At 64.2% G+C, this 24,117-nt stretch carries 21 protein-coding genes; 11 read left to right on the top strand and 10 right to left on the bottom strand.

The features are described 5' to 3' along the window. Window positions 1-31: 31 nt before the first annotated feature. Entirely contained in the window at window positions 32-892 is an 861-nt protein-coding gene (locus M0534_RS12500; RefSeq protein ID WP_248568778.1) for a PepSY domain-containing protein, read from the bottom strand. 438 nt (window positions 893-1,330) lie between these two features. Between M0534_RS12500 and M0534_RS12495 the strand changes: the two genes are divergently transcribed. From M0534_RS12495 to M0534_RS12485, 3 genes are read left to right on the top strand one after another with little or no spacing between them, the layout of a single operon-like run. Next, window positions 1,331-1,645, top strand: coding sequence for a PepSY domain-containing protein (locus tag M0534_RS12495; protein WP_248568777.1), 315 nt, complete (start codon window positions 1,331-1,333; stop codon window positions 1,643-1,645). A 42-nt stretch (window positions 1,646-1,687) separates the two neighbouring features. Further along, the gene (locus M0534_RS12490; protein WP_248568776.1) at window positions 1,688-2,365 is read left to right on the top strand and encodes a winged helix-turn-helix domain-containing protein; all 678 of its coding nucleotides are present in this window, start codon (window positions 1,688-1,690) and stop codon (window positions 2,363-2,365) included. Beyond that, on the top strand, window positions 2,362-3,699 hold the full coding sequence (locus tag M0534_RS12485) for a sensor histidine kinase (protein ID WP_248568775.1): 1,338 nt from the start codon (window positions 2,362-2,364) through the stop codon (window positions 3,697-3,699). The genes M0534_RS12490 and M0534_RS12485 overlap by 4 nt, the downstream gene beginning before the upstream one ends. A 7-nt stretch (window positions 3,700-3,706) precedes the next feature. On the opposite strand, the gene gshA is transcribed toward M0534_RS12485, so the two are convergent. From gshA to M0534_RS12460, 5 genes are all read right to left on the bottom strand, one after another. Continuing rightward, window positions 3,707-5,305 carry a glutamate--cysteine ligase gene (gshA, locus tag M0534_RS12480; protein ID WP_248568774.1) on the bottom strand — a complete coding sequence of 533 codons (1,599 nt, stop codon included), beginning with the start codon at window positions 5,303-5,305 and terminating at the stop codon, window positions 3,707-3,709. A 108-nt stretch (window positions 5,306-5,413) separates the two neighbouring features. Beyond that, window positions 5,414-6,769 carry an ATP-binding protein gene (locus M0534_RS12475; protein ID WP_248568773.1) on the bottom strand — a complete coding sequence of 452 codons (1,356 nt, stop codon included), beginning with the start codon at window positions 6,767-6,769 and terminating at the stop codon, window positions 5,414-5,416. Beyond that, complete coding sequence (locus M0534_RS12470) at window positions 6,766-7,452, bottom strand: response regulator transcription factor (protein ID WP_248568772.1); 687 nt, start codon at window positions 7,450-7,452, stop codon at window positions 6,766-6,768. The genes M0534_RS12475 and M0534_RS12470 overlap by 4 nt, the downstream gene beginning before the upstream one ends. A 3-nt stretch (window positions 7,453-7,455) precedes the next feature. Then, the gene (locus M0534_RS13780) at window positions 7,456-7,785 is read right to left on the bottom strand and encodes a PepSY domain-containing protein (RefSeq protein WP_248568771.1); all 330 of its coding nucleotides are present in this window, start codon (window positions 7,783-7,785) and stop codon (window positions 7,456-7,458) included. Between the two features lie 38 nt (window positions 7,786-7,823). After that, window positions 7,824-8,345 (bottom strand): glycine zipper 2TM domain-containing protein, encoded by a 522-nt coding sequence (locus M0534_RS12460; RefSeq protein ID WP_248568770.1) that lies wholly within the window; start codon window positions 8,343-8,345, stop codon window positions 7,824-7,826. Between the two features lie 163 nt (window positions 8,346-8,508). Here M0534_RS12460 and M0534_RS12455 point away from each other — a divergent pair, with 163 nt between their 5' ends. Together M0534_RS12455 and M0534_RS12450 are read left to right on the top strand one after the other, a co-directional pair. Continuing rightward, window positions 8,509-10,605, top strand: a complete 2,097-nt coding sequence (locus M0534_RS12455; RefSeq protein ID WP_248568769.1) for a M1 family metallopeptidase — start codon at window positions 8,509-8,511, stop codon at window positions 10,603-10,605. A gap of 142 nt (window positions 10,606-10,747) precedes the next feature. After that, on the top strand, window positions 10,748-11,452 hold the full coding sequence (locus tag M0534_RS12450; RefSeq protein ID WP_248568768.1) for a DUF3581 family protein: 705 nt from the start codon (window positions 10,748-10,750) through the stop codon (window positions 11,450-11,452). Window positions 11,453-11,500: 48 nt separating this feature from the next. Here the strand turns inward: M0534_RS12450 and M0534_RS12445 are convergent, their stop codons facing one another. Genes M0534_RS12445 through M0534_RS12435 form a run of 3 tightly spaced genes read right to left on the bottom strand, consistent with a single transcriptional unit; the run spans window position 11,501 to window position 15,405 of the window. Beyond that, window positions 11,501-12,952, bottom strand: a complete 1,452-nt coding sequence (locus M0534_RS12445) for an NAD-dependent succinate-semialdehyde dehydrogenase (RefSeq protein ID WP_248568767.1) — start codon at window positions 12,950-12,952, stop codon at window positions 11,501-11,503. Window positions 12,953-12,985: 33 nt separating this feature from the next. Continuing rightward, window positions 12,986-14,392 carry an amidase gene (locus M0534_RS12440; protein WP_248568766.1) on the bottom strand — a complete coding sequence of 469 codons (1,407 nt, stop codon included), beginning with the start codon at window positions 14,390-14,392 and terminating at the stop codon, window positions 12,986-12,988. Between the two features lie 38 nt (window positions 14,393-14,430). After that, window positions 14,431-15,405 (bottom strand): D-2-hydroxyacid dehydrogenase, encoded by a 975-nt coding sequence (locus M0534_RS12435; protein WP_248568765.1) that lies wholly within the window; start codon window positions 15,403-15,405, stop codon window positions 14,431-14,433. A gap of 222 nt (window positions 15,406-15,627) precedes the next feature. Between M0534_RS12435 and M0534_RS12430 the strand changes: the two genes are divergently transcribed. The 5 genes from M0534_RS12430 (at window position 15,628) to M0534_RS12410 (ending at window position 21,121) form a co-directional block, all read left to right on the top strand. Then, on the top strand, window positions 15,628-16,839 hold the full coding sequence (locus M0534_RS12430) for a pyridoxal phosphate-dependent aminotransferase (protein WP_248568764.1): 1,212 nt from the start codon (window positions 15,628-15,630) through the stop codon (window positions 16,837-16,839). Between the two features lie 9 nt (window positions 16,840-16,848). Beyond that, a complete protein-coding gene (locus M0534_RS12425; RefSeq protein ID WP_428348915.1) occupies window positions 16,849-17,319 on the top strand; it encodes a CoA-binding protein in 471 nt (156 codons plus the stop codon). A gap of 20 nt (window positions 17,320-17,339) precedes the next feature. Next, window positions 17,340-18,617 (top strand): O-acetylhomoserine aminocarboxypropyltransferase/cysteine synthase family protein, encoded by a 1,278-nt coding sequence (locus M0534_RS12420; protein ID WP_248568762.1) that lies wholly within the window; start codon window positions 17,340-17,342, stop codon window positions 18,615-18,617. A 395-nt stretch (window positions 18,618-19,012) separates the two neighbouring features. After that, window positions 19,013-20,128, top strand: a complete 1,116-nt coding sequence (locus M0534_RS12415) for a DUF4382 domain-containing protein (RefSeq protein ID WP_248568761.1) — start codon at window positions 19,013-19,015, stop codon at window positions 20,126-20,128. Window positions 20,129-20,218: 90 nt separating this feature from the next. After that, window positions 20,219-21,121, top strand: a complete 903-nt coding sequence (locus M0534_RS12410) for a hypothetical protein (RefSeq protein ID WP_248568760.1) — start codon at window positions 20,219-20,221, stop codon at window positions 21,119-21,121. A gap of 51 nt (window positions 21,122-21,172) precedes the next feature. Here the strand turns inward: M0534_RS12410 and M0534_RS12405 are convergent, their stop codons facing one another. After that, complete coding sequence (locus M0534_RS12405) at window positions 21,173-22,882, bottom strand: zeta toxin family protein (protein ID WP_248568759.1); 1,710 nt, start codon at window positions 22,880-22,882, stop codon at window positions 21,173-21,175. Window positions 22,883-23,131: 249 nt separating this feature from the next. Here M0534_RS12405 and ttcA point away from each other — a divergent pair, with 249 nt between their 5' ends. Then, the gene (ttcA, locus tag M0534_RS12400) at window positions 23,132-23,971 is read left to right on the top strand and encodes a tRNA 2-thiocytidine(32) synthetase TtcA (RefSeq protein WP_248568758.1); all 840 of its coding nucleotides are present in this window, start codon (window positions 23,132-23,134) and stop codon (window positions 23,969-23,971) included. Window positions 23,972-24,117: the final 146 nt, after the last annotated feature.

Here is a 24,117-nt window from a genome sequence, read left to right as displayed (position 1 = left end):
TTGCCCGAGGCTCATCGGCGCAGTCATTACCTCAGTCGATATCGATTTTCAGGATGCGGAAGGTCTGGGCATCCATGTCGATCTCCATCTCCCGGCCGCTGGCGTCCCAGCCCTCCACCTCGATCTCGTTGCTGCCGTCCTTCTCGATCTCGTCGAAGCGGACCATGCCCTCGGCTGCGGCCACGTCCATGGATTGCAGGATCTGGTCGGCACTGAGTCCCGGGCCGCTGCTGGAGCGTTCCCGCTTCTCCTTGACGATTTCCCCGCTGGAGATATGGATCTCGATTTCCGCCTCCCAGCCGTCCTCCAGCCAGCCCTCGACCTCGATGATGCCATCGCCCTCGTATTCCACCTCGTCGAACGTGACAAAGCCGTAGTCCAGCGCAATGGACAGTGCCCGTTCCACGTCCTCGCGGCTCATGCCATAGCTGTGCTGCGGCGTGGCGGCCGGTGCCTGTTCCGGCGCTTCGGCCCCGGGTGTGCGTCCGGCTTCCGCCGGTGGTGCGGGCGCGGCCTCGGCGGCATCCTCCGTCGGTGCCGCCTCGCGGCGGCCTGCCCAGGGCGCCTGGCCCGACTCCGGCCGCACGCGGATCAACTGGCCATTCGGCCGCTCGATGGTAAACGCGCTGAACCGCTCGCCGTGCTGCTGCCCGGTCACCTCCAGCGTCTCGCCGGCCTCGATGCCGATTTCGTGGTACCAGGTCGGGCCTGCCTCCACCAGGATGTCGGCGCTGTCGTCTCGCAGCACGAAGTCGTTGCCCCAGACGCTGGTCACCTCGCCACGGATCGTGACCGTGTCGTCATTGGTCAAGTCGCCGATATCGGTCTGTGCGATGGCGGCCCCTGTCAGCAGGGTGGCGACGCCGATCACGGTAGTGAATGCTTTGTACATGGGGCCTCCATCAGGCATTGGGGACTAGGTCGATGCGTCCCGGATCTCGGGATACGGCGCCTATTTCAACAGACCCCGTCTTGCCGTGATCTGAATACCCTGTTCATAACCGATTCATCTGTCTGCTGACACTCTAGGGAAACAATCATTTATTCGCGCGCCTGCGTTGGAGTCCGCATTTTTTCCGAGGCAAGGCGCGCTGTGCAGCGCCGCAGTCGTTCTGCGGTCAAGCAGCGCAACGCAGCAGTCGGGAAAATGCGGCCCAACCCGAAGGGCCCGGCCGGTTTTGGCCCCTGACTGTGTTACGCCACCGGCCCGGTAGCTCGGGCTACCGAACCGGCACCGCGCCTTGCCAGATGACCAAAACCGGTCTCGGGCGCAGACGCGGGAATAAATCAGTGTTTCCCTAGGCGCATGGAAAATTTCCTTCGATTCTGTATGGCATGCTGTCTGGCGACGGGCCTCGTTGGTGCTCCGCTGGGCGCGGACGAGGCCCGACCGGAGCTGCGCGAGGCGGTTGCCGAGGGCCGGATCGTGCCGCTGACAACGATCCTCGACTGGCTCGACGAGCGCTACCGGGGGCAGGTGATCGAGGTGGAACTGGAAGTCCATGATGATGAACTGGTGTATGAAATCGACTTGCTGGGTCCCAGTGGCCAGCGTGTCGAATTCCTGTTCGATGCGGCAAGCGGCGAGCTGCGTAGCATCCGTGGGGTCAATATCCGTGAGATGCGGCGTGATCAGGCCCGCTAGGCGACCGTTGATCAGGCCGTCCGGCCGGCACGGGGCTGCGGCATGAAGATCCTGCTGGTCGAGGATGACCTGGGACTGGCCGAGGCCCTGGGCGAGGCGATGAGCGAAGCCGGTGTGCTGCTGGATCACACGGCTACCGGTGCCGAGGCCGATTTCCTGATCGCCACCGAGCACTATGATGTCATCGTGCTGGACCTGGGGCTGCCGGACGGCGATGGCACGGCGTGGTTGTCCCGCTGGCGGGAGCAGGGCATCAATCTGCCCGTGCTGGTGCTGACCGCCCGCGGCCGCTGGTCGGACAAGGCGGCCGGTTTTTCCGCCGGTGCCGATGACTATCTGACCAAGCCTTTCGAAACCGGTGAGCTGCTGTTCCGCCTGCGTGCGCTGCTGCGCCGTGCGCATGGACACGCGCACCCGGTGTTGCGTGTGGGTGACCTGGCGCTGGACACGCATACCGGCGTGCTGACCCAGTCCGGCCTGCCGGTGAGTCTCACCGCGCAGGAACTGCGATTGCTGGAATACCTGCTGCACGCCATGCCGCGGCTGGTCAGCCGCCTGGAGCTGGTGGAGCACGTCTACGAGCGGGACCAGCAGCCGGATTCCAATGTCATTGATGTGCAGATCAGCCGGCTGCGGCGCAAGCTGGGGTCGGATCTGATCGAAACTGTGCGCGGCCGTGGCTACCGGGTGGTCGGTCCGACGACTGCGGCCGGCTCATGAAGCACTGGCCCCTGGTTGCACGCCTGTTGCTGGCCTCATGGCTGCTCGTGCTGCTGATCCTGCCGCTGGCCGGCATTGCCCTGTCGCTCGCCTTTCAGTCGGCGGTCAACCAGGCCTTTGACGAGCGTCTGAAGGCCATGCTCCACGTCACATCCAGTGCGATACGGGCCGACGCCGATGGCCGGCTGGACCTGTCGCGTTCGCTGGGCGATGCCCGTTTCGAGCAGGTGTTCTCCGGCTGGTACTGGCAGGTATCCGACCCGGAGGGTCCACTGCTGTCGTCACGTTCGCTGTGGGACGAGGATCTGCCGCCGCTTGCCGGCGGCGTCTCGGGTGAGGTCATGGCCGGCGATGCCATGGGGCCACGGGAGCAGCCGGTGCGGCAGGTGCAGCGCCGCTTGCGGCTGCCGGATTACCCGCAGCCCTTGCAGGTCGTGGTCGCCGGGCCGACCACCGAGGTGCAGGCGGAAGTGGCCGGTTTCCGGCGCCTGCTGCTGATTTCCCTGGCCAGTCTTGGCGTATTGCTGTTGCTGTTGATTGCCGTCCAACTGCGCTGGGGGCTGGCACCGTTGCGACGCATGCGTGCGGACCTGCACGAAGTGCAAACCGGGCAGCGGGCGGCGCTGGATACGCGCCTGCCTGCGGATCTTCGTGGCCTCGCCGAGACCATGAATCGTGTCTTGGACAGGGACCGCCGATTGATCGAGCGGGGCCGCAATGCGGCCGGCAATCTGGCACATGCGATCAAGACCCCGCTCGCGGTCATGCGGACCCAACTGGCGCAGCTTCCGGAGCGAGAGCAGGGACGTTTCGAGCGCGAGCTCAAGCGGGTCGACGAGGCCGTGCGGCACCATCTGGCAAGGGCTTCGGCTGCCGGCTCCGCCGGTTTCTCCGGCCAGATCATGGTGACCACCGCGCTGGCCCCGGTGCTTGACGGACTCGGCAAGATGGCCGAACGCCGGGGTGTGACGCTGGATGCGAAGATCGATGAACGCCTGCGGGTGTCCGTGGACCCGCATGATCTGCAGGAGCTCGCCGGGAATCTGCTGGAAAACGCGGTTCGCTGGGCCAATACGCAGGTCCGCCTGACGGTGGATGCCGGGGACGGTCGCCTGTGGATGCTGGTGGAGGACGACGGGCCCGGTATGTCCGAGGCGCAGCGCCGGGCGGCCATGGATCGCGGTAAGCTGGTCGACAGCGAACGGTCCCGCTCCGGCCTCGGCATGGCGATCGTCCGCGAACTGGTGGATCTTTACGCCGGTGACATGCAGCTCGGCGTGTCGGCAGAGGGTGGTTTGTCGGTGCGCATCGAGGTGCGGGTCGGAACGGCCTAGCTAGCGGCTACGGCACTGATTCCGGTGCGCTAATCGCATCCTGCTCCATGTAGCGGGCAAGATAGTCCTCGAAACTGAGCTCGTCGGCGGCCTCGATGGCATGTTGCTCGCTCAGCGATTGCGCTGCCGTGGCCGTGAATATGGCTTCCTGTTCCCCGGATAACGGCCGTGCCTTGAGCTGTCGGGCGTGCAGCCTGGATTGCGCCAGCGCAAATTCGATGAATCCCTCCTCACGTTGCTGCATCTGCGCGAGCACCTGCGCCGACAGGGTGCGGGACGTATCCTCCACCGCAAGCCGGGCGTTGTCGATTGCCTCGGCGTAGGGAGAGCCTGTCCGTCCCCTGTCGAGCGCGGCGGCCACCAGGGCCATCTCGTCCAGAAGCGACAGGGCCCAGTCCCGCAGTGGCAGCTGCGCATCCCGCTGATGCTGCAGCACCAGGTCCGGGTCACGGCCGTAACGCGCCACCAGACCCTGGTTGCGGTTGATGCCGCCCAGTTCGCGGGGGCTGATCGGTGGGCTGTCGCGCAGCAGACAAAGATACAGCAGGCACTCGACGAACCGCAGTGTCTCGACGTTGGTGCCGATGGCCTCGAACGGGTTCAGGTCCAGCGCCCGGACCTCGATGTACTCCACCCCGGCGCGTTGGAGCGCCAGCGTCGGCTTTTCGCCGGAGCGGGCCACCGCCTTCGGCCGGATGAAGCTGTAGTATTCGTTCTCGATCTGCAGCACGTTGGTATTCAGCTGCCGGTATTCGCCCTCCACCCGCACGCCAATGCGTTCGTACTCCGCATCGCTGGTGTTGATGGCCCGGCTCAGGCTGGCGACGTAGCTCTCCAGGCTGTCGTAGGAGATGTTCAGCGCGGCCTGGGCCTTGTTCTTGTAGCCTATGTCGCTCATCCGCAACGACGTGCCGTACGGTTCGTAAAGGGTGTCGTCACTGAATTCGCTGAAGCCCAGTTCCTGGTTGCCGGCGAAGGAGCGGCACAGGGCTGGCGAGGCACCGTAGAGCAGCGGAATCAGCCAGCCGAAGCGCTGGAAATTGCGGATCAGGCCGAAATAGGCCTTGGAACTGAAATCCCGAATCGGCCCGCGGTGGCCGCGCTGCGCCTGCAGCGCCCGCAGCACCGGGCCGCTGAATGAATAATTGAAATGGATTCCGGCGATCGCCTGCATCGCCCGGCCGTAGCGCCAGTCCAGTCCGCGCCGGTAGATATGCCGCATCCGGCCGATATTGGAGTCGCCGTAGCGGGCAATCGGAATATTGTCGGCACCGCGGACCACACAGGGCATACTGCTGGTCCACAGCAATTCCTCGTCCAGATGGGACAGGACATGCCGGTGGATTTCGTCCAGGGACTGCAGGCCGTGTTGCAGTTCCGATGCCGGCGGCGTGATGAATTCGAGCAGGGCCTCCGAGTAATCGGTGGTAATCCACGGATGCGTCAGGGCCGAACCGAAAACCGCCGGATGCGGTGTCTGCGCGATCGAGCCGTCCGCAGTGACCCGCAGGCTCTCCTTCTCCAGCCCCTTCAGGCCCAGGTGCAGTTCGTCTGCGTCCACCTGCTGCAGCAAGTCGTTTAGCGATTTTCGGACGGCTTCAAGCATGGGCCTCGGGGCTTGTCACGGAGCGGCAGAAGCAGAGTGTGCCTATCGCGGCTGCAAATTGAAATGATCACAAAAAAGCAGGTGGCTGGCGGGGAGGCGGGCTGCCGTTCAGGTATTGACCGGCAGGGTCAGCGTGAACCGTGCGCCACCCAGACGGTCGGACCGGTCAATCTGGATTTTGCCCCGGTAGTTGGCCACCAGCTCGCTGACCATTGCCAGCCCGATGCCGTGGCCGGGGCGGGTTTCGTCGGCACGCTGGCCACGCTGCAGGATGCGCTCGCGGGCCGATTCCGGAACGCCCGGGCCGTCGTCTTCCATTTGCAGGGTCAGCAGCCAGCCGCGTCCGTGGGCTTGCCAGTCCACGCGCAGGCTGATCCGGTCATCACACCATTTGCAGGCGTTATCCACCAGATTGCCCAGGATCTCCATCAGGTCGCCTTCGGGACCGGGAAAGCGTGCCTCCCCGGGGCAGTCGAAGGTGGTGGCCGGTGGGCCCGCCGGCCGCGTTTTCGGCAGCGTGTCCATGACCCGTCTCGCCAGTGGCTGGACCCGGGTGCTTTCGCCGAAGTGTGGCGGCCCGGCCAGGGCAGCGCGGCCAAGCTGGTAATCCACGGTTTCGTGGATTCGCTCGATCTGTTCCATGGTTTGTGGCGACGGCGGTTGGCTGCTGTCCGACTCCAGCGTGGTGCGCAGCACCGCAAGCGGCGTCTTCAGGCTGTGTGCCAGGTCGGCCAGGCTGTTCCGGTAATGAGTGGTCCGTTCCCGCTCCGAGCAAATCAGCTGGTTCAGCCGCTCGGTCAGGCCCTGGACTTCACGTGGGTAATTGCCTTCCAGCGTGTCCTTGCGGCCGCGCTCGATCAGTTGCAGGTCGCGGGTGACGCGCCGCAGCGGTCGCAGCCCCCAGCGCAGGACCAGCAATTGCGCGACCAGCAGGCCGGCACCGGCGCCGCCAAGCCAGGTCCACAGGCTGCGGCGGTAGGCCGCGCGTTCCTCCAGCCGGAAGGTGATCGACTCGGCCACATGCAGGGTGAAGTCGCCGCCACCGGTTTCCGGGTCTTCCCACGACAGCCCGTAGGCCAGGCCCACAAGCCGTTCGCCGTCCAGTTCCGCGCGATAGAAATCCCGCTCGCCGGGCGGCAGCGTCCGGTCCAGGTCCAGCCGTTGGCCGATCAGCGAACGGGAGCGCCAGGTGGTACGCCCCTGGTCGTCCAGCACCACGGCGTAGAGCCCGGAACCGATCTGGTGGAAGCGTCCTTCCGGCAGGTCACCGGGCACCTGCAGTTGACCCTCGCGAACGTCAGCGCCGGCAAGCACGGTGTACAGGAAGCCCTGCAGCCGGTCCTGCTGTGCCTGGATCAGGCTGGTGCGGAAGGCCTGGTCGAGGGCGAAACCCGTGGTACCGAGGAAGGCTGCCAGCACCAGGCTGGCAACGATCAGCAGCCGCCGCTGCAGCGAATGATTCATGAACGGTGGGGAGTGCCAAGCCGGAACGAGTAGCCGCGGCCGCGCAGTGTCTCGATCGGGTGCAGCGAATTGTCGGGATCCAGCTTCTGCCGCAGGCGGCGAATGAAAACCTCGATCACGTTGCTGTCGCGGTCGGCATCATCCGGATACAGGTGTTCGGTCAGCTCCAACTTGGATACCACCTCGTCGGGTCGGTGCATCAGGTAGGCGAGCAAGCGGTATTCGTAGGCGGTGAGATCGAGTGCCTTGCCAGCCAGGCTGACCGTCTGGCTGCGCGTATCCAGCGCGATCGGGCCGGCTTCCAGTACCGGATGCGCCCAGCCACCAACGCGCCGCAACAGGGCATTGACCCGTGCCAGCAGTTCCTCCATCCGGAACGGCTTGCCCAGGTAATCGTCGGCTCCGGCCTCCAGGCCGGCAACGCGGTCCTGCCAGGCCTGGCGCGCCGTCAGGATCAAGACCGGCAGTCTGGAGCCATCGGCGCGCAGCCGCTGGATCAGTTCCAGGCCGGAAAAGCCGGGTAGTCCGAGATCGACAATCGCCAGGTCAATGGGGTAATCGGTGGCGAAATGCAGTCCTGATGGTCCGTCCGCGGCATGATCCACGACGAAGCCCTCGTCCTGCAGCCGTTTGCAAAGCTGGCTGGCCAGCTCCTGTTCATCCTCCACCAGCAACAGGCGCATGATTCAACGCATCCTTCCGCTTCGTGGGTCAACCTCGACCACGCGCACCCGGCCCTCGCCCATCAATACCCGAATCCGGTAGACGGTGCGGTTGCCACGCTGCACTTCCTCCGCCGAGAGTACCCGCCCGCCCGTTTCCTCGCGCACCATGCGGGTGGCCTGGCTCAGGCTCATGCGGTCACTTGCCGGAATCAGCTGACCGGGCTGCATCGCGGGCGCGTGGGTCGGGTTGGCGAGCCCGGCCGCCGGCAGTCCGGCCAGCACGGCGGCCACAACCAGGACCCGGCCCAGAAAGCGCGTCACGCGTCGCCGTAGCAAGCTGCTCGCAGTCACGTCTCGATCCGACTCCCTGTGCCGCACTCGGCGTTTGCCTAACCGAGCGGCGTCACGTCCTGCCGGACGCGGATGGTGTCGCCCGGGTGGTAATCCATTTCCGTCCAGTAGGTATCGCCGCGGAACCGGTATTGTACCCGATAGCCGACAGTCCGCTCCTCATCGTACCAGCGGTCGACATTGTGACAGACGCGCTCGGTGGTGGTGTACGAGCGCTCGGGTGTCCGCGTCAGCTGGTCGCCAACCGTAGCGCCCAGCAGCGTGCCGGCAACGGTGGCCGCAGTCTGCCCGCGACCGCCGCCGAAGCGGCTGCCGGCAAGGCCGCCGACGGCGCCACCCACCAGCATGCCGCCCCGGCCCTGCAAGCCGCCTTCCCGATGCACAACCTGTTCATCGCGGCATTCCCGGCTCGGGTAGGACACCCGTTGCATTTCCTTGATCGGAATGACCTGGGTGACATCGGCGTAATGCACGCGGGAATCATACGCCCCGGCAGTAAACGGCAGCGCCAGTGCGGCACCAAGGAGACCAGCGGAAAGAAGCAGGTTTCGCGTTTTCATTGTTCCAACTCCTGAGCGTTTTTCTGGCGAGCCCGCGGGCCCGGTTTCTCTGTGAACGCTGACAGATTGCCCGGCGCTTGCTTAACCCGGACTGAATCGGCCGCATGAACTTCGACGGCCGGTTCGCCGTCTCAGTCTTTGTCCCCAAACCGCGAGGTCCACCGTGCTGTCAGCCGTCGCCAGCATTGTGCCGTGCCGCTCCTTTCGCCGTGCCAGCCGTGCAGTCCTTGCCACTGTCTTGTTCATCTTCGCGCTGGTACCGATGTCCTCGGTTGCCCAGCAACCGCCCGATCTGGACAGTATCCGCGATGCCGGGGCCGTGCGTGGATTTTCGGTGATGCTGGATCCGGCAGCGCGTGAGCTTCATGGCGCAGGCTGGTTCCGGCATGACGGGGCCGAAGCGGTTGATCTGAGCCTGTCCCAGGGCTTGCGTCCGGATGCCGTTTTCGACGAGGGCGGCAATCGGCTTGAGCTGGGTCGTGCCAATGGCCGCGGGCACTGGCAGATCAGCGGAGCGGCGCAGGCGGAATGGCTGCAGATCGGCTGGCGGGGCGAGCTGGGCAGCTTTCGGGGTGCCGGTCGGGGCGGTGTAGGAGGCCGGCCGCTGGCCGGCGAGGACGGTGCTTATCTGCCCGGCAGCAGCGCCTGGTTCCCTGGGCTTGACGGTCAATCCGGGGCGAGTCTGATCAAGGTCGAGGTGGGTGCACCCTATGTCGCGGTTGTGGCGGGGCGGCTGCTGGCAGAAGAGCAGGGCAACAGCCGCTATCGCGCGCGATTCGTCACCGAAGGCGCGCATCGGGCCCCGTCGCTGTTCGCCGGACCGTGGGAAATCCAGGAAAAGGACCACGACGGTTTGACCCTGCGTGCCTACCTGGAGCCGGATCAGCGCGACCTCGGCCGCGAGTACATGGCCTTGTCCGCCCAGTACATCGACGAGTTCGCCGGCGTCATCGGCGAGTATCCCTTCAGTGCATTCGCCATCGTTTCGGCGCCGATCGGCGTCGGCCTCGGCTACCCGGGACTGACTTACGTTGGCCGTCGGGTGCTGCCGCTGCCGTTCTTCCCGGTACAGTCGCTGGCGCATGAAATCCTGCACAACTGGTGGGGTAACGGCGTGTTGCTTGCCGACGGCGGCGGCAACTGGTCCGAAGGACTGACCACCTACATGGCGGATCACACGATGGCCAACCGGCACCGCGAGAACGGCGGACGGGAGATGCGGCGCGACTGGCTGCGGGACTATGCGGCCCTGCCCGAGGGACGGGATTTCGCGATTGCCGATTTTCGTTCGCGGCGGGGTGACCCCAGTCTGATAGTCGGCTACAGCAAGTCGGCCTATGTGTTTCACATGCTGCGGCAGAAGCTCGGCGATGACGCCTTCGAGGACGGGCTGCGGCGCTTCTGGAGTAACCATCGTTTCGCGCAGGCCGACTGGCCCGACCTGATCTCAGCCTTCGAGCGGGCAGCCGGGCGGGACTTACGGCAATTCTTCTCCCAATGGCTGGACAATCCGGGTGCACCAGAACTGGATATAGCCGATGTCGGCGCCAGTCCGCTGGACAACGGGGACTATGAAGTCGGGTTCACGCTGCGACAGGCCGAACCGGCTTTTTCGCTTGATCTGCCGGTGGACGTGGTGCTCGAGAGCGGTGAGCGGCAGCGTTTCGAGGTGCAGCTGACGGACCCGGAGCAGGCGTTTTCACTGACCGCGTCCGGTCGCCCGCAGAGCGTGATCATCGATCCGGACAGTGACGTGTTCCGGCGCCTTTCCCGGAACGAGGCGCCACCGATTCTGCGAGATCTCACGCTTCAGGACGAACCTCTGGTGACCATCGCCGCCGGTGGTGACGAGGACGTGGAGGCGATGAGTGGTCGTCTGGCGCGGCGGCTTTTCGGTGGCCAGGGTCGGATCGACAATGGTGAAACTGCCTTGCTGGCGGACGAACCGTTTGCGGTAATCGGTAGCACCGACGCGGTGGCCGGGCTGCTCGAGGAACTGGGACTGGATCCGCAGCCGCCCGAAATGGCCGGGCGCGGCACAGCGAGCGCCTGGACCATGCGCACGGAAGGTGGCAATCCGGTACTGGCTGTTTCTGCGGACAATGCCGAGGCGATGCTGCCTCTCGTGCACAGCCTGCCGCGCCAGGCGCGGCAGAGCTGGCTGGTCTATTCCGGCCGGGTTGCCATCGGCAGGGGTGTCTGGCCGGCCGAGGACGAACCCTTGAGTCGGGATGTCCCGGTGCAGGACCAGGGAGGGTAATGGTCTCCCAAAGTGTTCCCGCTGCGGCCGTTGTCATGATTGCCATGACCGGGTTTACCCTTTCACCGCTGGTCGACTTCCAACTGACCGCGACTTCGTCGACCATTGGCGCTGGAATACGCTGACAGGGAAGGCCCCGCGCATGTTTCTCGACCGTTATCACAACATCACGGATGACCTGGTCCGGATATCCGAGCGACAGGGCAGCCGGTTCGCCAAGGAGATTGCCGGTGATTTCAACCCGATCCACGATCCGGGGGCACGCCGCTACTGCGTGCCGGGAGATCTGCTGTTCGCCCTGATCCTGGGTCACTACGGCCTGTATCCACGCATGACCTTCTATTTCCGGGGCATGGTGACCGGCGACCTGCCGTTACGCCTTTCGGCGGATGACGGCAATCAATTGCAGGTGTCGGATGCCGAGGGACGCACCTATCTGGATGTGGAACGGGAGGGTGAGGGGATTCGTGATGCGGCGGTGACCGAGGCCTTTGTGCGCCGGTACTCCGCGTTTTCAGGGCGCAACTTTCCCGAGTTTCTCGAGCCGTTGATGCGTGAGCAGGGTGTGATGTTCAACCCGGACCGGCCGCTGGTGATCTACGACAGCATGGCCTTCGAGTTGACCGGGCCGGTGGCCGACGACGTGTCCATGGACCTGACCGAGGCCACGCTGGACGTCAACGGACGTCGCGGCGAAGAGCACCTGCGTTTCACCGTGCACAGTGGCGGTCAGACGGTCGGCCACGGCACCAAGCGGGTGTTGCTGAGCGGATTGCAGCCGCTGGATCAGGCCCGCCTGCAGGCCTTTGTCGATGATTACCTGGAGCGCCGGCGAACCTTTAGCTGACAGATGCCTCCGGTCCGGCTTGCCGACGCGCCGGGCCCGGCCGCTGCGTCAGTCACCGCGTGGTACGGTCTGCGGTTCGATGAACTCGAACAGCCCTTCAACCCCGCCCTCGCGGCCAAAACCGGACTGCTTCATGCCGCCGAATGGCGCTTCGGGCGCCGGGCCGGTGCCGGTGTTGTGGCCGACATGGGCAAATTCCAGCCTTGGAATGACCCGTTCGGCGCGTGCCTCGTCGCGGCTAAACAGGTAGCTGGCAAGTCCGTATTCGGTTTCGTTGGCCAGGCGGATGGCCTGCGCCTCATCGCCGAACGACACCAGCGGTACCAGCGGGCCGAAGGTTTCTTCTTTCCAGCAGGCCATGTCACTGGTCGCGCCTTTCAGCACCGTCGGCGGGTAGAAGCCGCCCCAGTCATGTTCCAGCGGCTCTGGCACCTCGCCAGCCACCAGCTCCGCGCCCTGGGCCAGAGCATCGGTGACATGGCGGCGGACCTTCTCGAAGCCGGCCCGGTCGATCAGCGGTCCCAGGTCCGTGTCCGGCTGCATGCCGTCACCGACCTTGAGTCGCTTGACCCGCTCGACAATCTTCGTCGCAAAGGCGTCGGCGACGCTGTCCTGGACCAGAATGCGGTTGGCGCAGACACAGGTCTGGCCGCCACCGCGAAACTTGTTGACCATGAGCTGATCGGCGGCGGCGTCCAGATCCGCATCGTCGAACACGATGAACGGCGCATTGCCGCCCAGCTCCAGGCACAGCTTCTTGACCTGTTCGGCGGAGCCACGGATCAGGTCCTTGCCCACCTCGGTGGAGCCGGTGAAGCTGACCACCCGCACCTCCGGATGCTGCAGCAGGGTATCGCCGATCGGTCCGGCAGACCCCATCACCAGATTGACCTTGCCCTTCGGCAAACCAACCGCCTGGTCCAGCAGCGTGAACAGGGCGATCATGGTCAGCGGTGTCTTGCTCGACGGCTTGATCACGCTGGGACAGTCGGCAGCAATGGCCGAGGACAGCTTTTTCGCGATCATGCCGGCGGGGAAGTTCCATGGCGTGACCAGGCCCACCACGCCGGCGGGACGGTAGTGGATAATCCAGCTGCAGCCGCGGGGCTTCTCGCTCAGGGCATGGGATTTCAAGGCATCAAGGTTTTTCGCCGCGAAGCTGAAGAAGCCGGCGGCATATTCCACCTCACCCTGGCCTTCCTTCCAGGGCTTGCCGTGTTCCAGTGTCAGGATCCGGCCCATTTCCTCCTTGTTGTCGACCAGTGCGGCGGCAATCGCTTCCAGCCATTCCCGGCGCTGGGCCAGGCTCGCCGGCTCGGCCAGCGCTGCGCGTGCGGCGGCAACCGCCTCGTCGGTCTGGTCGGCGCTCATGTTCGGGATCTCGGCCAGAACCTCGCCGTTCACCGGGTTGTGCACCTTGACCGAGCGTTCGCCGTCGGCACCGACCCAGGCGCCGTTGATATAGCCCTGGATATGCGGGAGGAGTGGAGATTCGATCATCGGCTTAAGTCCTGTCGGGTCGCGGTGTAAGGATCATGCATTCGGCGTCGGCCGCCGGTCGGTGAGCGGGCTGACGGCCTGATAGGCGTGCGATGCGCGCAGCACCAGCGCATCGCGGTGCCGTCCACCGGTGACCTGCAGGCCGATTGGCAGGCCGGCACTGGTAAAGCCGCAGGGCACCGACGCGCTGGGCTGCCCGGTCATGTTGAACGGGTAGGTGAACGGGGTCCAGCTCGGCCAGCGCGGATTGTGCCAGCCCTCGGGCACCTCCAGGCCGGCCTTGAATGCCGGAATCGGCAGTGCCGGGTTCAGCAGCAGATCGTAGCGGCTGTGAAACAGGTTCATGTGTTCGATCAGGGCCGCCCGTTCATTCTGCGCCCCCAGGTAATCCAGCAGGCTGAGTTTCTCGGCCCAGGCGGCAACCTCCACCAGGCCCGGATCCATCTGCGCACGCTGCTCGGCCGACAGGTCGCGCATGGCGTTGGCCGCACCGCCATAGAACAGGACGCCGAAGGCATCCAGCGGATCGCTGAAGCCAGGGTCGATTTCCTCGACGATCGCGCCCATTTCCTCGAACATGCCGACCGCACGACGTACGGACTCGGCAATTTCCGGGTCCACGTTGATGTAACCGAAATTCGGGCTATAGGCGATCCGCAGACCGGCGACGCCGCCGTACAGGCCGACCAGATAGTCCTCGCAGGTTTCCGGCAGCGTGGTGTCGTGCGGGTCCGGACTGGCAATGCAGTTCATCAGCAGTGCGCTGTCCTCGACGGTCCAAGTCATCGGTCCCGGATGCGCCAATGCACCGAACGGGCTTTGCGGCCAGATGGGACAGCGGCCCTGGGTGGGTTTGAGACCGTAAATGCCGGTGAAACCGGCGGGGATGCGAATCGAGCCGCCGGCATCGGTGCCCAGTGAGAGCGGCGCCATGCCCAGGGCCACTGCCGCCGAACTGCCGCCGCTGGAGCCGCCCGGCGTCTTGTCCGGATCCCAGGGGTTGCGGGTGATGCCACAGAGCGGACTGTCGGTAATGCCCTTCCAGCCGAACTCGGGCGTGGTGACCTTGCCCACCGGCACGAAGCCCTCGCGCCGCAGTGCCGCGATGGCCGGCGCGTCGTCGGTGGCAGGATCATCGGAGATCACATGTGAACCCTTGCGGTTGAACCAGCCCCGGGCCATGAACACGTCCTTGATCGCGGTCGGCACACCGTCCACCCGGCCCAGCGGGGCACCTTTCTGCCAGCGTGCCTCGGATTCACGCGCTGCCTGCAGCGTGGCGTCCGGATCAACCAGGCAAAAGGCGTTGACCATCGGGTTGTAGGTCTCGATCCGCGCCAGACACGCCTCGGCGGCCTCCACCGGCGAGAGGTCCTTGCGCCGGAACGCCCGCAGCATTTCCATGGCCGTCATGTCGGCAACCTGGGTGTTTCCGTTCATGCCTCGTCATTCCCCTATGAAGTGGCGTCGTTGTGCCATCAGCGCGCGGCGTAGCCACGCTCTTTGTCCACCGGATTGTGCAGTGGCTCGCCGGCCTGCCAGCGCTCGAAGTTGGCAATGAACTGCTCGCTCAGCGCCTCCTTCCAGCCGATCACGTCGCCGGCCATGTGTGCCGACAGAATGACGTTGGGCATGTCCCAGAGCGGATGATTCGCCGGCAGCGGCTCCTGTTCGAACACGTCCAGTCCGGCACCGGCGATTTCACCGCTGTCCAGCGCCGCCACCAGATCGTCGGTCCGCACGATCGGTCCGCGACCGATGTTGATCAGGCGTGCCGTTGGCTGCATCCGTGAGAACGCATCAGCATCGAACAGGCCCTCGGTGTCCGGCGTGAGGGGCGCCGCGATCACCACGTAGTCGGCATCGGGCAGCAGTGACTGGAACCGCTCGGCGGCATGCACCCGGTCGAAATCCGGGTCGCCTTCCCGGGCCGAGCGGCTCATCGCGGTCACCGCCAGACCGACGGCGCTCAAAAGCTTGCCGATCTGACGGCCGATGGAGCCGGCGCCGACGATCAACGCCCGCTTGCCCTCGATGCGCTCAGTCTCGCGATGGACCCAGGCGCGCTCCGCCTGGTAGCGCAGCGAACCGGGATAATCCTTGGCAAAACACAGGATCAGGCCAAGCACGAACTCGGCAATCGGACGGTCAAAAATGCCCCGGGCATTGGTCACGGGAATGTCGCTGTGCCGGATGGGCGGGATCATCAATGCATCGACGCCGGCGCTGGTGGCATGGATCCAGCGAATGCGGTGCTGCTCCGGCCAGCAGTCTTCCAGCAGGTCCGTGCGGAAGTCGGTGACCATCAGAATATCGGCTTCTGGAAGCGCTTCACGCAGGCTGCGCTCGTCGTTGGCGAGCATCAGTTCGGCCTGACCCCGCAGCGGGTCCAGGCCCGGTGGCCAGCTTTCCCCCGCCGCCGTGACAATCGCGATGCGCGGTCGATCGGTCATCCCATTCCCCCAGCGACGTGACTGTTTCCGTCGGCCGACGTTACCGAGCGCCTGCGAGCAGCGTCAATATGCGATTTTCAAAGTGCGCAAATGCAGGCGGGGCCCGGCCTCGGTGGACAATCGCGGGTACGCTGCGTCGCCTGAATGCGCATGCTTGACCCCCTCGCGGTGCGCAGACATAGTCGGCTGGAGCACGGGTCAAGCGGAAACGGGGGCAGGGCGATGGCAGTGACTCCACTGGAAGCCGATCTGACGGAAGTCGAGGAGATGGAGGAGGCCACCTGGACTCCTTCGCTGCGCGCCATTCCGGTCGCCGGCATCCGGCGCATGGTCAATCTGGCCGCCGAGATGGACGATGTGATCCATTTGTCCATCGGCCAGCCGAATTTCCCAACCCCGGATCACATCATCAAGGCCCATGTCGAGGCGCTGCAGGCCGGACATACCGGCTATACGATGGATGCCGGGCTGCCCGAACTGCTGAGTGCGGTGGCGGATTATTATTCAGAGCGCAGCGGCCGCACGATCACCGAGGACAACATCCTCATCACCACCGGTGCCACCGAGGCCATGTATCTGGCGCTGACCGCCACTTCGGCGCCGGGGCGTGAATTCATCTGTGCGGATCCGACCTTCCTGCTTTACGCACCGCTGATCCGGCTTAACGGTGGCGAGGTCAAGTACATTCCGACCCGCGCCGAACACGGACATCAACTCGATCCCCAGGAAGTGATCGATGCGATGGATCTGAACACCTATGGCGTGGTGCTGAACTCACCGAGCAACCCGACCGGCACGATCTACCCGCGGGAGACCATCGAGGCGATCTGCGAGGAATGCGCCTATCGCGGCATCTACGTGTTCAGCGACGAGGTCTATGACCATCTGATCCTGGACGACATGGAATACCCCAGCGTGTTGCGGCACGCCGTGGACCTGGACAACATCATGGTGGTGTCCAGTTTCTCCAAGACCTTCAGCATGGCGGGACTGCGCATCGGCTGGATCATCTCCAGCCAGGGCGCGATCAAGAAGCTGCGTCGCTACCACATGTTCACGACCACGGTGGCCAACACGCCGGCGCAGTGGGCCGGGGTGGCCGCGCTGCGCGGGGGCCGGAGTTGCATCGATGGCATGGTGGCCGACTACGCTGCCCGTCGGGATCGTCTGGTGCACCTGGTGGCGGACACGCCGCACATGACCGGCTACTGGCCGCAGGGCGCGTTCTACATGTTCCCCTCGCTGCCGGAGCATGTGAACGCCAATACCGTTGCGCTTAACATGCTGCGCGAGACCGGTGTCTGCACGGTGCCGGGCGATGCCTTCGGGGAATCCTGCATCAATTCGCTTCGGATCAGTTACTCCACCTCCATGGAGAAGATCGAGGAGGCGTTCGAACGCATCATTCCGTGGATGGAGAAGCAGCGCTTCTGAACCATGTCGGTGGATGATATTCACAGTTTGCGCGATATCCTGCAGCGCTGCCGGCGCATTGCGGTGGTCGGCCTGTCGGCCAACTGGTACCGGCCGAGCTATTTCGCGGCCAAGTACATGCAGGATCACGGCTACCGGATCATCCCGGTCAATCCGGGTTACGACGAGGTGCTGGGCGAGCCCTGCTATCCGGATCTGGCCAGCATCCCCGAGCCGGTGGACATGGTGGATGTGTTCCGGCGCAGCGAGGAGGTGTCGGCGCTGGTGGACGCCGCTGTTGCGTCAGGCGCCAGCGTGCTGTGGATGCAGCTTGGTGTCTGCAACCGGGCAGCGGCCGAACGCGCCACGTCGGCCGGCCTGCAAGTGGTCATGGACCGCTGCGTCAAGATTGAGCATGGCCGGCTGTTCGGTGGCCTCAACTGGATGGGCGTCAACACCGGCGTGATTTCCGCACGGCGGCCCCTCGGTACCGTAAGCTGACACCCTGAACTGGACTCCTCATGGCGGATCGCGACTTCGGCATCGAAACCCTTTGCCTGCATGCCGGGCAGATCCCGGATGCGGCCACCGGCTCGCGTGCGGTGCCGATCTACCAGACCACGTCGTTCGTCTTCGACAGCCCGGACCACGCCGCCAGCCTGTTCAACCTGCAGACCTTCGGCAATATCTACGGCCGCATGACCAATCCCACGACCGCGGTGCTGGAGGAGCGGGTTGCGGCCCTGGAAGGTGGTCGCGCCGGTCTGGCGGTGGCCTCGGGCATGGCGGCGCAGATGACGGCGCTGCTGACCCTGTGCGAACAGGGCGACGAGATCGTTGCGGCGCGCACGCTGTACGGTGGCACCTACAGCCAGATGAATGTCACCTTCCGGCGCATGGGTATTACCACCCACTTCGTCGACCCGCATGATCCCGAGGCGTTCCGCGCCGCGATCAACGACCGGACGCGTTGCCTGTATGCCGAAACCATCGGCAATCCGCTCGGCAACGTGCTGGACATCGAGGCCATTGCCGAGGTCGCGCACGAGGCCGGTCTGCCGCTGATCATCGACAATACGCTGGCCAGTCCGCATCTGTGCCGGCCCATCGAACATGGTGCGGATATCGTGGTCCACTCGGCCACCAAGTACCTGGGCGGGCACGGCACGACGCTCGGCGGGGTGATTGTCGAGTCCGGCAAGTTCCCCTGGGACAACGGCCGGTTCCCGCAGATGCTCGAACCGTCCGAGGGTTATCACGGCATCCGTTTCTACGAGACCTTCGGCGATTTCGCCTTTATCACCAAGGCGCGGGTGGAGACGCTGCGCACGCTGGGGCCGAGCCTGTCACCGATGAATGCCTTCCTGTTGTTGCAGGGCATAGAGACGCTGCCGCTGCGCATGGAGCGGCACTGCGAAAACGCCTTGGGTGTGGCACGCTTTCTGGCAGAGCATCCGAAGGTGTCCTGGGTGAAATACGCTGATTTGCCGGACAGTCCGTACCATGCGCTGGCGCGGAAGTACCTGCCGCGTGGCGCGGGTTCGGTGTTCACCTTCGGTGTAAAGGGTGGCCACGAGGCCGGCGTGCGCTTCATCGAGCGCTGCCAGTTCCTGAGTCATCTGGCCAATGTCGGCGACGCGCGGACGCTGGTCATTCACCCTGCCAGCACGACCCACCGACAACTCAACGAAGAGCAGCAGATCGCCGCCGGCGTCAGCCCGGACATGGTCCGTCTGTCGGTGGGCATCGAGACGCTGGATGACATCCTCTGGGACATTGATCAGGCGCTTGCTGGGTAAGGCAGCGCAACCACTCTCAGTCTGGTAGGGGCAGTGGAAGATTTCGGCTGGCCCTGTTGGGCCGCAGGCACGTCAGGCCAGACGAAACCTTGCACTGGCCCCCACGTTATCGCGACGACCCCCAGGCCCCGTGCCGTGGGAGGACAAGCTTTTTTCCGTCGTGACGACGCTTCGCGCCAACAGCGCCGGAGAAAAACCTTCTCCTCCCACGCCGCTCCGTGCTCGCTGCGATCGGGTGGTCATCCTGCCCACTTTGGGTCGCCGTCAACCTTGAAACTGTCGCCAAATACACACTCCATCAACAGTCCGAACTTCATCTATCGTTGAATCGTGCGCGCCAAAACAATCCCTTCACAGCGGCGCCCTCGTAACAGTCGAACGATAGAGAGGTTCTCATGACGATCAATCTGAAACGTCTGTGCCTGCTCGGCCTGGTTGCCGCCAGTGCGACCTTGCTTGCCTGTAACAGCGGTAGCAGTGGCGGAAGCAGTAGTAGTAGCGGTGAAACCGGGCAGCTTAGTCTGGCGGTGACCGATGGCCCAATCGATAATGCAACCAACGTTTTTCTGAGATTTACGGCTGTGGAATTGCGGGGTCCGTCCGGTCGACAGGAACTTATCGAGTTCGAATCGGTTCGCGAGATTGATCTTCTTGCGTTGCAGGGTGAGGAATCGGAAGCGCTGTTCGTCGGCGAAGAAGTTCCTGCCGGTGAATACAACCAAATCCGGTTTCTGATTGAGCCGGATGAATCCCAAAGTGGTCCCCCTCAAAATCGTCAAGTCACCACCTCGGTGATCCGATTCGCGGACGAACCTGAGCAACGGTTGGCCATCCCAGGTGGTGAACCGGCGGGGGTGCAAACGCAAGGGTCGTTTACCGTCCCGCCAGGTGGCGTTTTGGCCCTAACGGCCGATTTTGATCTTCGTAAGATGATTACTCGTGGGGTAGGAACGCAGTGGGATGGGTTCCACAGATTGCGGAGGACGGGTATTCGAATCATCGAGAACGCTGATGTAGGCGTAATTCGAGGGCAGGTGGACGCGAGTATCATTCCCAACGAGATCGTCGAGCAGTGTATGCCGCACCCTGATGAGGATAAAAATCACTACATCTGCCCAGGGGCAGCAGTGTATGTATATGAAGGCATCGGAGACGACGTTGAGTTTCTCAACATCAGGACTGATGAGGATGGGGAAGACCTGGACGGTAATCCGATAACGACGGCGAATGTCAGGTACATGCCCATCGAGGATGAAGAGTCGAACGGTGAGACTTGGGGATATTTCTATTCAGCGGGTTTTGTTCCGGAAGGCGATTACACTGTAGCGTTAACGTTCGACGCGGATTCGGATGATGCTGAAAGGGATACTCCTATCGACTTCGTCGATTGGTCACCTGCCCCAGTGGAAGCCGGCCAGGCAACGGTTGTCAATTTCCCAACGGAAAACTTTGAAGATCCGGGAGAAGAAGACGAAGAGGAGAACGGTGAAGACGAAGAAAACGGGGAATAAGACGCTTAATCCCGCTTCCTTCCATCTCGCCTGACAGGCCCCGATGGGTTCGGTACTCTGAGGAGATAATCGGATCCATCGGGGTTTCTCATGCCCAGGCACGTCCTCTTGATCCCCCTCGTTGCTGCCAGCCTGCTGCTGGGCGGTTGCCGGCTGGAAATCGGCAATTTTGGCGGTAGCAGCGATGACGATGACAACGGCGGCGGCAATGGGGACGGGTCGGCGTCCATCAGCGTGCTGGCTGCGGATGCGGGCGGTTACAACAGCTTTCTGCTAACCCTGGACGGCGTCGATTTCCAGCGCAGTGGTGCCGCCACCGAGCGTTTGGAGTTTGCCGAAACCGAACCGGATATACTCGTTGACCCGACCTCCGGCGGTGTGCTGATCAGTACCGGCTTCGATCTGCCGACCGGCAGTTACCGCGGGCTGGTGCTTCGTGCCATCAGTGGGTTCGAGCCGCCGGGCTCGGAAGTCGATGGCCTGCCGCTGGAAATTGGCAACGCCTCCTTCGAGTCCCGGTACAGCGTCCGGCTCGCCGGTGGCAACGACCTGGTTCTGGTGATCAATACCCTGTCGGCGCTGCTCCCCGAGCGGGAGGGCGGCAGCGTGGTGTCCTATGCGTTTCGTCCGGCCGGCTATGTGGTGCGGCTCGACCAGGCGGGGTATGTGGAAGGAAACGTGGCTGCCTGTAGCGATGCGGAGCTGGACCAGCGCGCGGTCTACGTGTTCCGCGAGGATGCCAGTGTGCGCGATATTCGCGGCCCGGCCGGTTCCGAGAATGATCCGGTGGTGGTCGTCTCCACCGATGCCGATGGCAACTACATCACCCCTCCGCTGCGTAGCGGCGATTACCAGATCTCCTACACCTGCAACGCGCTGGATGACGATCCGGAAGAAGAGGATGACGCCATCCGGGATGAGCTGCTCGATAACGTCGAAACCGTCACCGTGCGGCGCGGCGAGCCCTCGCAGGCAACAACCCGTAATTTCTGAGTCGGCTTCCTGCGGACTTGACCATAGGTTGGGAAATGGACGAGTGCGTCCTCAGGTCTCCGGCGCCCCGATGGCGGTGAAAAGCTCGGCCAGCTCGTTATTCTGCCGCTGCTGCCGAAGGATCGCGGCATCCACCACCGAGAAGCGGCCTGCCGAGGTCTGCAGGTAGGTCCGGCCGGTGTCGGTGTCGACAAAGCGCACCGCCGGAACTTTGGCGAGGCACTGCCTGATGAAGGTGCAGTTCCTGGCGATGGCCAGGCTGTGGTCGTCCGGATAGACGTCCTCGGGACGGGTGGCGTGGATGTTGATCTTCTGGAAACGATCGATGTCGACCAGGCCCAGCGGATCCAGGATGTGGAGTACCTCGCGATTGCCGTGGGCGATGGTGGTCGGCGGGGTGTGCTTGGCCACGCTGTTGTCCAGGAAGTGGTATTCGAGACGGGGTTGCGGGCTGTCCAGCCACTTGAACAGCAACTTCGGCATGCCGTCGTAGGCTTCGACGCAGTGCCCCAGGAAATCCTCCACGGCCTTGTAGCGTCCGCGAGTCAGCCCGCGTTCCCAGCCCCGCTCAACGGTCGCTTCCGGCGGCGTGATGATGAAATAGAAGTACATGGTGGCGATGTACTTGGCGTAGGTGGCATCCAGCAGCTGCGGCACCTTTTCCATGGCGAAGCTATCGAAGCGGAAGCGGTCGATCAGCAGGTGGGGGATGGATTGGTCGCGCTCGGCCTTGTCACGGATGTAACGGTCGAGCTTGGCATCCACCAGCTTGACCTCCTTGCCTGCCAGACGGCCGGCGTACTTGTAGGCCTCGCCCAAGGCCTCGTAGTCAAGCAGCAGGCGGCGCCAGATATCGGGTGACACGGTGCCATACTCGTTCGCTTGAATGCCCAGGTCGCGCAGGAAACCCTTGAGGAAGGGCCGCAGTGAGCTCTTGCCGGAGGCGGAGGCGCCCTTGAGGCTGATCAGCACCGGTTCCCTGGCGCAGGGGAGCCGCTCGTAACCCTCGACCTCGATGGCCCGCTCCACATGGGGCGCGATCTGCCGGCCGAGGTGACGGCTGCCGAAGTCGTTGCACACATGCCGCGTAATCAGCGTGGCCAGCAGTTCCCGGTCCACCCCGATATGACCCTGAGTGCCGCCGATGGCGTTCAGCACGCGGTACGCGCTCTTGAAGATGGCCCGTTCCAGCTTGTCCTCCGCCGCGAGGCCCTTTTCCTTGATTTCCTGGGTCAGGTCGAGGTGACGTTCCTCGATGGAGCGTGTGTCGGCGGGCGGGCGAGGGGGGCGGCGCCGGGAGAACCAGCGTGCAAACCAGGACCGTGGCTCGGGCTCTGTCGTTGCCGGCTCCGGGGCGAAAGCCCCGGCAAGAATAACGCCGACGCGGTCGTGGATTTGCTCGTAAAGCTGATCGAACTCCTGCTGGAATGCCGGCAGGTGAGGGGCCAGGTAGTCGGACAGGATCTTCAGGGCTATGCCGCGAAAGTGCTGGCCCAGGAGTTCCTCTTCCTCGCCTTCCAGAACCACGACATCGGCGGTGACCTGGACAATCAGTTCGTGAAGCACCAGCCGTTCGGCCCGGAAGGTAACCAGTTCCTCCTCTTCCAGCCCGGTCAGGGCCATCAGTTCCGGGATGTCCGACAGGCTGGTCGCGACGTTGGCCGATCGATGGATGGTTTCCAGCGGCTTGTAGCGGGCGGGAAGGTCGGCCTCCAGGCCGGGATGCCACGCTGAGAACTCGGAACTTTGTCGGTCAGCCATGCCGGGGGTTCACGGATGCGGGTGTCTCGGGCCCTGGTGAAGGGTTTGTCTGATGCCGATGCTAGGGCGTGTCCTGGCCCACCGGATGGGCGGCGGATCAACGGTTTCTCGGCAGATAGTGGCGCAGCCGGTAGCTCGGGGCAATCACGCCCGTTCAACGGAGCCGGCCTGTCAGCGCGCCAATTGAGGACCTTGCGACCCGGGTGGTATAACAGCGGGCCGCATCAGCCCGTTGCCTGGATCAGATCCATGAATCTGAAAAATCTCGAAAAACGCCTGACCTACCTGACCGCCAACGCGATCAGCGACTATCGCATGATCGAGGATGGCGACCGGGTGATGGTCTGCCTGTCCGGCGGCAAGGACTCCTATGCCCTGCTGGACATGTTGCTGTTGCTCCGCGACCGCGCACCGGTGCGCTTCGAGCTGACCGCAGTCAATCTCGACCAGAAGCAGCCGGGCTGGCCCGAGCACGTCCTGCCTGAATACCTGGAAAGCCGCGGGGTGCGGTACAGGATCCTGGAACAGGACACCTACAGCGTGGTGAAGCGTGTGGTGCCCGAGGGCAAGACCATGTGCTCGTTGTGTTCACGCCTGCGCCGCGGTGCCCTGTATGCCGCGGCCACTGAACTGGGCATGACCAAGATCGCGCTCGGCCACCACCGGGACGACCTGATCGCGACGCTGTTCCTGAACATGTTCTACGGCGGCAAGCTGGCGACCATGCCACCGAAGCTGCGCAGCAACGACGGTCAGCATGTTGTAATTCGGCCGCTGAGCTATGTGCCCGAGCGGTATCTGGAGCGCTATGCGGAACTGTGCGATTTCCCGATCATCCCCTGCAATCTCTGCGGCTCGCAGGAGAACCTGAAGCGGGCGGAGATCCAGCGCATGCTGCGGCAGTGGGAGCAGGATGAGCCGAAGCGGCTGAACATCATTCTGCGCAGCCTGCAGAATGTCCGGCCCTCGCATCTGGCCGACGATTCGCTGTACGACTTCGCCGGCCTGGTGGGCGAGTCGGCGGCAGACATGCCGGACCCCGTTACCGACGAAACCGATGCCTTCGCCAGTCTTCGTTCCGGATTCTGAGAAGACCATATTCAGAGAGGGGTGCCACGGTCCCTGTGGCGGTCAGACTCCGTTGCGAGCAGTCGCGGGGAGCGAATCGATCAGCGTTTCCTTAGCCGCCGAAGTCGTAGCGGAAGCCGGCGTAGAAGGCGCGGCCGATGATCGGT

Source organism: Methylonatrum kenyense (genome assembly GCF_023195885.1).
In the GTDB taxonomy this organism is placed as follows: domain Bacteria; phylum Pseudomonadota; class Gammaproteobacteria; order Nitrococcales; family Aquisalimonadaceae; genus Methylonatrum; species Methylonatrum kenyense.
Note: the sequence above shows the minus strand (reverse complement) of the source record. Positions and strands in the feature narration are given on the sequence as shown.

Coding starts and splice junctions, on each gene's coding strand:
- M0534_RS12500 (WP_248568778.1), bottom strand. CDS start 892: ATGTACAAAGCATTCACTACCGTGATCGGCGTCGCCACCCTGCTGACA.
- M0534_RS12495 (WP_248568777.1), top strand. CDS start 1,331: ATGGCATGCTGTCTGGCGACGGGCCTCGTTGGTGCTCCGCTGGGCGCG.
- M0534_RS12490 (WP_248568776.1), top strand. CDS start 1,688: ATGAAGATCCTGCTGGTCGAGGATGACCTGGGACTGGCCGAGGCCCTG.
- M0534_RS12485 (WP_248568775.1), top strand. CDS start 2,362: ATGAAGCACTGGCCCCTGGTTGCACGCCTGTTGCTGGCCTCATGGCTG.
- gshA (WP_248568774.1), bottom strand. CDS start 5,305: ATGCTTGAAGCCGTCCGAAAATCGCTAAACGACTTGCTGCAGCAGGTG.
- M0534_RS12475 (WP_248568773.1), bottom strand. CDS start 6,769: ATGAATCATTCGCTGCAGCGGCGGCTGCTGATCGTTGCCAGCCTGGTG.
- M0534_RS12470 (WP_248568772.1), bottom strand. CDS start 7,452: ATGCGCCTGTTGCTGGTGGAGGATGAACAGGAGCTGGCCAGCCAGCTT.
- M0534_RS12460 (WP_248568770.1), bottom strand. CDS start 8,345: ATGAAAACGCGAAACCTGCTTCTTTCCGCTGGTCTCCTTGGTGCCGCA.
- M0534_RS12450 (WP_248568768.1), top strand. CDS start 10,748: ATGTTTCTCGACCGTTATCACAACATCACGGATGACCTGGTCCGGATA.
- M0534_RS12445 (WP_248568767.1), bottom strand. CDS start 12,952: ATGATCGAATCTCCACTCCTCCCGCATATCCAGGGCTATATCAACGGC.
- M0534_RS12440 (WP_248568766.1), bottom strand. CDS start 14,392: ATGAACGGAAACACCCAGGTTGCCGACATGACGGCCATGGAAATGCTG.
- M0534_RS12435 (WP_248568765.1), bottom strand. CDS start 15,405: ATGACCGATCGACCGCGCATCGCGATTGTCACGGCGGCGGGGGAAAGC.
- M0534_RS12430 (WP_248568764.1), top strand. CDS start 15,628: ATGGCAGTGACTCCACTGGAAGCCGATCTGACGGAAGTCGAGGAGATG.
- M0534_RS12420 (WP_248568762.1), top strand. CDS start 17,340: ATGGCGGATCGCGACTTCGGCATCGAAACCCTTTGCCTGCATGCCGGG.
- M0534_RS12415 (WP_248568761.1), top strand. CDS start 19,013: ATGACGATCAATCTGAAACGTCTGTGCCTGCTCGGCCTGGTTGCCGCC.
- M0534_RS12410 (WP_248568760.1), top strand. CDS start 20,219: ATGCCCAGGCACGTCCTCTTGATCCCCCTCGTTGCTGCCAGCCTGCTG.
- M0534_RS12405 (WP_248568759.1), bottom strand. CDS start 22,882: ATGGCTGACCGACAAAGTTCCGAGTTCTCAGCGTGGCATCCCGGCCTG.
- ttcA (WP_248568758.1), top strand. CDS start 23,132: ATGAATCTGAAAAATCTCGAAAAACGCCTGACCTACCTGACCGCCAAC.